The following is a 7,276-nucleotide window of genomic DNA, read 5'->3' as shown; positions in this document are numbered from 1 at the left end:
CGCCGTACAAACAAGGCGGCCGCGCGCGCCTGTCACAGGCGTTACTGGCCCGAAACAAACGTAGGAGCGAGCGCAGCTCGCGATGCGCCGCGCGGGCGGCGCTCGATCTCACAGGCGCTGAAGATGCTCCGGCTACCCCTGCCAGGAACCATAGAATCTCCCACAGGTAAAACTCAGCCTTCGAGACTTGTGGCATACCTGTGGAAGCTGGCTTGCCGGCGATTGGGTCGCGCAGCGGCCCCTTTGTTATCCGATCCATTCAACGGACCGTTCCGATTATTTTGGTTGTCCATGCTTGTACATACAAGTAAAGGTGTGTTTGTATATTGTCCACGACATACCCGCCCGCGCTCGACCGCAGAGGACCCTTCCCGTGACCGACAACAATAAATACCGTGACGTTGAAATCCGTGCCCCACGTGGCAACAAGCTCACCGCCAAAAGCTGGCTGACCGAAGCGCCACTGCGCATGCTGATGAACAACCTCGACCCGCAGGTCGCGGAGAACCCGAAGGAGCTGGTGGTTTATGGGGGCATCGGCCGCGCCGCGCGCAACTGGGCGTGCTACGACAAGATCGTCGAAACCCTGACCCGCCTGGAAGACGACGAAACCCTGCTGGTGCAGTCGGGCAAGCCGGTCGGGGTGTTCAAGACCCACAGCAACGCCCCGCGTGTATTGATCGCCAACTCCAACCTGGTGCCGCACTGGGCCAGCTGGGAGCACTTCAACGAGCTGGATGCCAAAGGCCTGGCCATGTATGGCCAGATGACCGCCGGCAGCTGGATCTACATCGGCAGCCAGGGCATCGTCCAGGGCACCTATGAAACCTTCGTCGAAGCCGGTCGCCAGCACTATGGCGGCAACCTGAAGGGCAAGTGGGTACTCACCGCCGGCCTGGGCGGCATGGGCGGTGCCCAGCCACTGGCGGCGACCCTGGCCGGGGCTTGCTCGCTGAACATCGAATGCCAGCAGAGCCGCATCGACTTCCGTCTGCAAACCCGCTACGTCGACGAGCAGGCCACCGACCTCGACGACGCCCTGGCACGCATCGCCAGGTACACCGCCGAAGGCCAGGCAATCTCCATCGCCCTGCACGGCAACGCCGCCGAAATCCTGCCCGAATTGGTCAAGCGCGGCGTGCGCCCGGACATGGTCACCGACCAGACCAGCGCCCACGACCCACTCAACGGTTACCTGCCCGCCGGCTGGACCTGGGAACAGTACCGCGACCGCGCGCAGACCGAACCTGCGGCAGTGGTCAAGGCCGCCAAGCAGTCGATGGCCGTGCACGTGCAGGCCATGCTCGACTTCCAAAAGCAGGGCATCCCGACGTTCGACTACGGCAACAACATCCGCCAGATGGCCAAGGAAGAAGGCGTAGCGAACGCCTTCGACTTCCCAGGTTTCGTACCCGCTTACATCCGCCCGTTGTTCTGCCGCGGCGTTGGCCCGTTCCGCTGGGCGGCGCTGTCCGGTGAGGCCGACGACATCTACAAGACCGACGCCAAGGTCAAGGAACTGATCCCCGACGACGCCCACCTGCACCGCTGGCTGGACATGGCCCGCGAGCGCATCAGCTTCCAGGGCTTGCCGGCGCGTATCTGCTGGGTTGGCCTGGGCCTGCGTGCCAAGCTGGGCCTGGCGTTCAACGAAATGGTCCGCAGCGGCGAGCTGTCGGCGCCGGTAGTGATTGGCCGCGACCACCTGGACTCCGGGTCGGTGGCCAGCCCCAACCGCGAAACCGAAGCCATGCGCGACGGCTCGGACGCTGTCTCCGACTGGCCGCTGCTCAACGCCTTGCTCAATACCGCGGGCGGCGCCACCTGGGTCTCGCTGCACCACGGTGGCGGCGTGGGCATGGGCTTCTCGCAGCACTCGGGCATGGTCATCGTCTGCGACGGTACCGATGAAGCCGCCGAGCGTATCGCCCGCGTGCTGACCAACGACCCGGGGACCGGTGTCATGCGCCACGCCGATGCCGGCTACGACATCGCCATCGACTGCGCCAGGGAGCAGGGCCTGGACCTGCCGATGATTACGGGCTGACCCCCGGCTTTGGCTCGCACCCCGCCAGGGGTGATACTGAACAACAAGAAGGAGCGCACAGGCACCACAGACGGGCCTGTGGCTCCAAGCGACTGGAGTAGCAACGTGACCGAATTCACCCTCAAGCCAGGCACCCTGACCCTGGCCCAGCTGCGCGCCATTCACGCCGCGCCCGTGCGCTTGCAGTTGGATGCCAGCGCCGCGCCCGCCATTGACGCCAGTGTGGCCTGCGTTGAGCAGATCATTGCCGAAGACCGCACCGCCTACGGTATCAACACCGGTTTTGGCCTGCTGGCGTCGACCCGTATCGCCAGCCACGACCTGGAAAACCTGCAACGCTCGCTGGTGCTGTCCCACGCTGCCGGTGTCGGTGCGCCGCTGGATGACGACCTGGTGCGGCTGATCATGGTGCTGAAGATCAACAGCCTCAGCCGCGGGTTCTCCGGCATTCGCCGCAAGGTCATCGACGCGCTGATCGCCTTGGTCAATGCCGAAGTCTACCCGCACATACCGCTGAAAGGGTCGGTGGGGGCTTCCGGTGACCTCGCCCCCTTGGCGCATATGTCGCTGGTGCTGCTGGGCGAAGGCAAGGCACGCTACAAGGGCCAGTGGCTGTCAGCGACCGAAGCTTTGGCGGTGGCCGGCCTCGAGCCATTGACCCTGGCCGCCAAGGAGGGCCTGGCCCTGCTCAACGGCACGCAGGCGTCCACCGCCTATGCGCTGCGCGGCCTGTTCCAGGGTGAAGACCTGTACGCCGCCGCCATTGCCTGCGGTGGCCTGAGCGTCGAAGCCGCGCTGGGTTCGCGTTCGCCATTCGATGCGCGTATCCACGAAGTGCGGGGCCAGCGTGGCCAGATCGACACCGCGGCGTGCTTCCGCGACCTGTTGGGCGACGCCAGCGAAGTGTCGCTGTCGCACAAGAACTGCGACAAGGTGCAGGACCCGTATTCGTTGCGCTGCCAGCCGCAGGTCATGGGTGCGTGCCTGACCCAGTTGCGCCAGGCCGCCGAAGTGCTGGCGGTCGAAGCCAACGCCGTATCCGACAACCCGCTGGTGTTCGCTGCCGAAGGGGACGTGATTTCCGGCGGCAACTTCCACGCCGAGCCGGTGGCCATGGCCGCCGACAACATTGCCCTGGCCATCGCCGAAATCGGCTCGCTCAGCGAGCGCCGCATTTCGCTGATGATGGACAAGCACATGTCCCAGCTGCCGCCGTTCCTGGTGGAAAATGGCGGGGTCAACTCCGGCTTCATGATTGCCCAGGTGACCGCTGCTGCGCTGGCCAGCGAGAACAAGGCCCTGTCCCACCCGCACAGCGTCGACAGCCTGCCCACCTCGGCGAACCAGGAAGACCACGTTTCGATGGCCCCGGCTGCCGGCAAGCGCCTGTGGGAAATGGCCGAGAATACCCGAGGCGTCCTGGCCATCGAATGGCTGGGTGCCTGCCAGGGCCTCGACCTGCGCAAGGGCCTGAAGACCTCCACCAAGCTGGAGCAGGCGCGCCAGGCGCTGCGCAGCGAAGTGCCGCACTATGACCGTGACCGTTTCTTTGCGCCAGACATCGAAAAGGCCGTGGAACTGCTGGCCAAGGGGAGCCTGACCGGTTTGCTGCCGGCCGGTGTGCTGCCAAGCCTTTAATGCCCCTGGGGCCGCCACGCGGCCCACTCGCCGGCAAGCCGGCTCCCCCAGTGAGGGGGCTGGCTTGCCGGCGATCTGGCTGCAAGGCAGCCCCCTCTCGACCTCACGACCACAAAAACAATTCAAGGACGTGACATGCAACAAGCTCAAGGTCTAAAGCGTGGGCTAAGCGCCCGCCACATCCGTTTCATGGCCCTCGGCTCGGCCATCGGCACCGGGCTGTTCTATGGCTCTGCCTCGGCCATCCAGATGGCCGGCCCGGCCGTGTTGCTGGCCTACCTGATCGGCGGCGCCGCCGTGTTCATGGTCATGCGCGCCCTCGGCGAAATGGCCGTGCACAACCCGGTGGCCGGCTCGTTCGGCCACTACGCCACCACCTACCTCGGCCCCATGGCCGGCTTCATCCTCGGCTGGACCTACGCCTTCGAGATGGTCATCGTCGCCATCGCCGACGTGACCGCCTTCGGCATCTACATGGGGTTCTGGTTCCCCGAGGTCGCCCGCTGGATCTGGGTGCTGGGCATCGTGTTCCTGATTGGCGGCCTGAACCTGTGCAACGTCAAGGTCTTTGGCGAAATGGAGTTCTGGCTGTCGTTGCTCAAGGTCGGCGCCATCGTGGCGATGATCCTGGCCGGCCTGGGCATCATGGCCTTCGGCTTCAGCCAGGTGGGCAGCGGGCAGGCCGTTGGCGTGAGCAACCTGTTCGACCATGGCGGCTTCATGCCCAATGGCGTCGGTGGCCTGATCGCCTCGTTCGCCGTGGTGATGTTCGCCTTTGGCGGCATCGAGATCATCGGTGTCACGGCCGGTGAGGCCAAAGACCCACAGCGCGTGATCCCCAAGGCGATCAACGCGGTGCCGCTGCGCATCCTGCTGTTCTATGTGCTCACCTTGTTCGTGCTGATGTGCCTGTACCCTTGGCCGCAGGTCGGTAGCCAGGGCAGCCCGTTCGTGCAGATCTTCAGCAACCTGGGTATCGGTTCGGCGGCCGCGGTGCTGAACGTGGTGGTGATCTCGGCGGCGATCTCGGCCATCAACAGCGACATCTTCGGTGCCGGCCGCATGATGTATGGCCTGGCCCAGCAAGGCCATGCGCCGCGCGGCTTCAGCAAGTTGTCCAGGCACGGCGTGCCGTGGATGACCGTGGTCGTGATGGGGGCGGCACTGCTGGTCGGCGTGCTGCTCAACTACCTTATCCCCGAGAACGTGTTCCTGCTGATCGCCTCGATCGCCACCTTCGCCACCGTCTGGGTGTGGTTGATGATCCTGGTTACCCAGGTGGCCATGCGCCGCAGCCTGCGCCGTGAAGAGGTCGCCCAGCTGAAGTTCCCGGTACCGTTCTGGCCCTATGGCCCGGCCATGGCCATTGCCTTCATGGTGTTCATCTTTGGCGTGCTCGGTTACTTCCCGGACACCCAGGCGGCGTTGGTCGTCGGGGTGGTCTGGGTGGTGTTCCTGGTGGCGTCCTACCTGCTGTGGTGCAAGCCGCGGGCAGGGCAGGGCCAGCCAGTTGCAGAGCCGGCCGAGCTACACCGCTAGTACAGGAGATTGTGCATGAGAACCCTCTGGCAGCACTGCCATGCGGCAACCATGGCCGAAGGCCGTTATTCGCTGATCGAAGATGCGGCCATCGTCACCCACGCCGGGCTGATCGAATGGATCGGCCCGCGGGCCGGGCTGGGCCCGGTCGAGGCCGAGCGCACGGTGGACCTGGGCGGCGCCTGGGTCACCCCCGGGCTGATCGACTGTCATACCCACGCGGTATTCGGTGGCAACCGCAGTGGCGAGTTCGAACAGCGCCTGCAAGGCGTCAGCTATGCCGAAATCGCCGCCCAGGGCGGGGGCATTGCCAGCACCGTGCGGGCCACCCGCGCGGCCAGCGAGGATGAACTGTTCGCCAGTGCGCGCCAGCGGGTTCAAGCCTTGATGCGCGACGGCGTGACAACCCTTGAGGTCAAGTCCGGCTACGGCCTGGACCTGGCCAACGAACGCAAGATGCTGCGCGTGGCCAGGCGGCTGGCGGATGCCCTGCCACTGACGGTACGGGCCACCTGCCTGGCTGCCCACGCCTTGCCACCGGAATACGCCGGCCGGGCGGACGACTACATCACGCACATCTGCGACGAACTGCTGCCATGCCTGGTCGGCGAAGGCCTGGTGGACGCAGTGGACGCCTTCTGCGAGCACCTGGCGTTCACCCCGGCCCAGGTCGAGCGGGTGTTCATCAAGGCGCGGGCGTTGGGGGTGCCGGTCAAGCTGCACGCCGAACAATTGTCTTCGCTACACGGCTCCAGCCTGGCTGCGCGTTACCAGGCGCTATCGGCCGACCACCTGGAATTCATGACTGAAGAAGACGCCATGGCCATGGCCAAGGCGGGCACGGTCGCGGTGCTGCTGCCGGGCGCTTTCTATTTTTTGCGCGAAACCCAACTGCCGCCGATGGACGCCTTGCGCCGCCATGGGGTGAAGATCGCCCTTGCCAGCGACCTCAACCCGGGTACCTCGCCCGGGTTGTCGCTGCGGTTGATGCTGAACATGGGCTGCACGTGCTTCCGTATGACGCCGGAAGAAGCCCTGGCCGGCGTCACGGTGCATGCCGCCACCGCGCTGGGCCTGGGTGACAGCCACGGCTCGCTGGAAGTTGGCAAGGTGGCCGACTTCGTCGCCTGGCAGGTCGAGCGCCCCGCCGACCTGGCGTACTGGCTCGGCGGCGACCTGCCCAAGCGCGTGGTGCGCAGTGGCCATGAAATTACCAATTGAGGGAGGCTAGATGGACAAGGTATTGAGTTTCCACCAAGGGCATTTGCCGTTGCTGATCAGCATGCCCCACGCCGGCCTCAAGCTCACCCCGGCCGTGGACCAGGGCCTGGTCGACCAAGCGCGCAGCCTGCCCGACACGGATTGGCACATACCACGTCTTTACGACTTTGCCCAGGAACTGGGGGCCAGCGTGGTCGCCGCGCAATATTCGCGGTTCGTCATCGACCTGAACCGCCCGGCTGACGACAAACCGTTATATGCCGGTGCTACAACCGGCTTGTATCCGGCCACGCTGTTCGATGGCGAGCCTTTGTTCAAGCAGGGGCTGGAGCCCACTGCCGAAGCGCGCAAGGCCTGCTTGGCGACGATCTGGCAGCCTTATCACCAAACGATCCGCAACGAGCTGGCGCGCCTGCGGGAAACCCACGGCTACGCGCTGCTGTGGGATGCCCACTCGATTCGTTCGCTGATCCCGCACCTGTTCGATGGCAGGCTGCCGGACTTCAACCTGGGCACGTTCAATGGTGCCAGTTGCGACCCGGGCCTGGCCGAGCGGCTGGTCCAGGTGTGCAGCCAAGCCCAGGGTTACAGCCATGTGCTTAACGGGCGCTTCAAAGGCGGCCACATCACCCGGCATTACGGCGACCCGGCGCATGACATCCATGCCGTACAGCTGGAGCTGGCGCAAAGCACCTACATGGAAGAGCAGGAGCCGTTTACCTACCGCGAAGACCGCGCCCAGCCGACACGCGAGGTGTTGACGGCGTTGCTCCAGGCCGCATTGGCGTGGGGCCGGGCGCATTACGGCAAGTAATGGGCGGCGCCCAGTTG

General features: G+C 65.3%; 5 protein-coding genes. All 5 read left to right on the top strand.

Going from position 1 to position 7,276, the window contains the following annotated elements:
* The first annotated feature begins 373 nt into the window (after positions 1-373).
* On the top strand, positions 374-2,047 hold the full coding sequence (gene hutU / locus QME24_RS04165) for a urocanate hydratase (RefSeq protein ID WP_054905303.1): 1,674 nt from the start codon (positions 374-376) through the stop codon (positions 2,045-2,047).
* A gap of 105 nt (positions 2,048-2,152) precedes the next feature.
* Complete coding sequence (hutH, locus tag QME24_RS04160) at positions 2,153-3,685, top strand: histidine ammonia-lyase (RefSeq protein WP_029885413.1); 1,533 nt, start codon at positions 2,153-2,155, stop codon at positions 3,683-3,685.
* A gap of 135 nt (positions 3,686-3,820) precedes the next feature.
* The gene (locus QME24_RS04155; protein WP_054905302.1) at positions 3,821-5,224 is read left to right on the top strand and encodes an amino acid permease; all 1,404 of its coding nucleotides are present in this window, start codon (positions 3,821-3,823) and stop codon (positions 5,222-5,224) included.
* A 15-nt stretch (positions 5,225-5,239) separates the two neighbouring features.
* The gene (gene hutI, locus QME24_RS04150) at positions 5,240-6,445 is read left to right on the top strand and encodes an imidazolonepropionase (protein ID WP_280091804.1); all 1,206 of its coding nucleotides are present in this window, start codon (positions 5,240-5,242) and stop codon (positions 6,443-6,445) included.
* 10 nt (positions 6,446-6,455) lie between these two features.
* Positions 6,456-7,259, top strand: a complete 804-nt coding sequence (hutG, locus tag QME24_RS04145) for an N-formylglutamate deformylase (protein ID WP_280091805.1) — start codon at positions 6,456-6,458, stop codon at positions 7,257-7,259.
* Positions 7,260-7,276 lie beyond the last annotated feature (17 nt).

The sequence above is a fragment of the Pseudomonas sp. PARCl1 genome, assembly GCF_947311875.1.
GTDB lineage: Bacteria > Pseudomonadota > Gammaproteobacteria > Pseudomonadales > Pseudomonadaceae > Aquipseudomonas > Aquipseudomonas juntendi.
Note: the sequence above shows the minus strand (reverse complement) of the source record. Positions and strands in the feature narration are given on the sequence as shown.